The following is a 2,698-nucleotide window of genomic DNA, read 5'->3' on the forward strand; positions in this document are numbered from 1 at the left end:
CCTGTCCGCTACCCGTCCTACTCGCCGGAGAGCACCTGCTGCGCGGCGGCCCGCGCCTCCTCGGCGCTGTCCGCGGCCCGGGCCGCCTCGGCCGCCCGGCGGCACTGCGCCAGCGTGTACTTGGCGAGCGTGGTCCGCACGTAGGGGATCGAGGCCGCGCCCATCGACAGGCTGGTGACGCCCAGACCGGTCAGCACCACGGCCAGCAGCGGGTCGGCGGCCGCCTCGCCGCAGACCCCGCAGCTCTTGCCGCTCACCCGTGCGGCGTCGGCCGCCGCGGCGACCAGGTCCAGCAGGGCGGGCTGCCACGGGTCCTGGAGCCGGGCCAGCGCGCCGACCTGACGGTCGGCCGCGAAGGTGTACTGCGCGAGGTCGTTGGTCCCCAGCGACAGGAACTCGACCTCCTGGAGGATCGACCTGGCGCGCAGCGCGGCCGACGGGATCTCCACCATCGCGCCGAACTTGGCGTCCAGCCCGGCCTCCCGGCACGCGGCCGCGAAGTCCTTGGCGTCCTTGCGGTCGGCCACCATCGGGGCCATCACCTCGAGGTGCACCGGCAGGCCCTCGGCCGCCTTGGCCAGCGACTGGAGCTGGGTCCGCAGCACCTCGGGGTGCTCGAGCAGGGTGCGCAGCCCGCGCACGCCCAGCGCCGGGTTCGGCTCGTCGGCCGGGGTCAGGAAGTCCAGCGGCTTGTCCGCACCGGCGTCCAGCACCCGGACCACGACCCGGCCCTCGGGGAAGGCCTCCAGCACCTTGCGGTACGCCTCGACCTGCTTCTCGGCGCTGGGCGCCTTCGCCGAGTCGTCCAGGAACAGGAACTCGGTGCGGAACAGGCCGACGCCCTCGGCGCCGTTCTCCAGCGCGGCCGGCACGTCGGCCGGGCCGCCCACGTTGGCCAGCAGCGGCACCCGGTGACCGTCCGAGGTCTGCCCCGGGCCGGAGGAGGCGGCCAGCGCGGCCTTGCGCGCGGCGGCGGCCGCCCGCAGCTCGTCCTGCTTCTCCTGGGACGGCTCCAGCAGGACATCGCCGGAGCTGCCGTCCACCGCGACGACGGTGCCCTCGGCGACCTCGATCGCGCCCGGCAGCGCCACGACGGCGGGCACGCCCATCGCCCGGGCCAGGATGGCGCTGTGGCTGGTCGGCCCGCCCTCCTCGGTCACGAAGCCGAGCACCAGCGTCGGGTCGAGCAGCGCGGTGTCGGCCGGCGCCAGGTCCCGCGCGAACAGCACGTACGGCTCGTCGCTGTCCGGCACGCCCGGCATCGGCACGCCGAGCAGCCGGGCCACGATCCGGTTGCGCACGTCGTCCAGGTCGGCGACCCGCCCGGCCAGGTACTCCCCGGCGGAGGCGAGCAGCGCCCGGTAGGCCGCGAACGCGTCGTAGACGCCGCGCTCGGCGCTGCTGCCGACGGCGATCCGGCGGGACACGTCGGCCATCAGCTCGGGGTCCTGCGCCATCAGCGCCTGGGCCTCCAGCACGGCCTGGGCCTCGCCGCCCGCGAGGTTGCCGCGCGCGATGAGGTCGGCGGCGACCGCCTCGACGGCGGCCTGGGCGCGGGCCTGCTCGCGCGGGGCGTCCTCGGTCGGGATCTGGGTGGCCGGGGGCTCCAGCACCGCCGTCCCCATGTGCCGCACCTGGCCGATCGCGACCCCGTGGCTCACGCCCACGCCGCGCAGCGTCTTCTCCATGTCACTGTCTCCGCTGAGATGAGCGGCCCCGCCGGGAACCGCTGTGTGTGGGGACCGCCCCGTCATCTCGTCCGGGGCGGGTGTCGGAAGGAAGGGGTCAGCTCCAGCTGAACAGCTGCTCGCCGGCCTTGGCCTCGCCGTCCTCCCGCAGGTCGCCGAGCGAGTCGGCGGTGGCCTCCAGCGCCACGATCGGCGAGATCGGCGACTTGCCCGCGGCCTCGACGGCGGCCGGGTCCCACTTGATGACGGCCTGACCACGGGTCACCGTGTCGCCCTTGTTGACGAGCAGCTCGAAGCCCTCGCCGTTGAGCTGAACGGTGTCGATCCCGAGGTGGGTCAGCACACCGTGGCCCTCGGCGTCCACGACGACGAACGCGTGCGGGTGCATGGAGACGACGACACCGTCCACCGGAGCGACCGCCGTGGTCTGCTCGCGAACGGGGTCGACCGCGGTGCCCGGGCCGACCATCGCACCCGAGAACACCGGGTCGGGCACGCCCGCGAGCCCCACGATCTTGCCGGTCAGCGGCGACGTCACAGTGGTCATGGTTGTGCCTCCCAAGTGCAGTACAGCGAGCGGCCGCGAGGAGCGGCGCGACGATCAACTGAAGCCTAATTCATGTCAACTTCGGACAACTGCTGACATTCCCGGGCGAAGACCCCGCCCTTGCCTACCTAACCGGCCGGCGACTCACCGGCCCGCTAGTGGTCTAGTCCTCTGGCCGATGCGCCGCACTCTACAGGCATCTTGGCGAATCGAGACCATTGCTGTATATGCTCGCGAGAGCAACAAATCATGCCGCCGTCCGGAGGACCCCGGGTGCGCCCCGGTTCGCGCTCCGGCAGCCGACCCGCTATGGTTGGGCGAGTCGCCGCAACTCGGCGGTTAACGCCAGATTTCAGGTGCAAAAACCCCCGGTAAACGGAGCGGAAAGCATCTGGTAAGCTGGAAACACGAAAGAACGAAGCCCGGAGGGTCCGCTGGAAGGCGGTCCGAAGGAAGCGTCCGT

Annotated in this window: 2 protein-coding genes; both read right to left on the reverse strand. The window is 72.8% G+C overall.

What is annotated here, in order from left to right:
• Positions 1–17: 17 nt before the first annotated feature.
• Entirely contained in the window at positions 18–1,688 is a 1,671-nt protein-coding gene (gene ptsP, locus ACFU6K_RS36020; protein WP_380670404.1) for a phosphoenolpyruvate--protein phosphotransferase, read from the reverse strand.
• 97 nt (positions 1,689–1,785) lie between these two features.
• A complete protein-coding gene (locus tag ACFU6K_RS36025) occupies positions 1,786–2,235 on the reverse strand; it encodes a PTS glucose transporter subunit IIA (RefSeq protein WP_049657699.1) in 450 nt (149 codons plus the stop codon).
• Positions 2,236–2,698: the final 463 nt, after the last annotated feature.

This window comes from Kitasatospora sp. NPDC057512, from assembly GCF_042802135.1.
Lineage (GTDB): Bacteria > Actinomycetota > Actinomycetes > Streptomycetales > Streptomycetaceae > Kitasatospora.

What these genes read in the sequence shown, in the direction of transcription:
- ACFU6K_RS36025 (WP_049657699.1), bottom strand. Translation starts at nt 2,235, where the DNA reads ATGACCACTGTGACGTCGCCGCTGACCGGCAAGATCGTGGGGCTCGCG.
- ptsP (WP_380670404.1), bottom strand. Translation starts at nt 1,688, where the DNA reads ATGGAGAAGACGCTGCGCGGCGTGGGCGTGAGCCACGGGGTCGCGATC.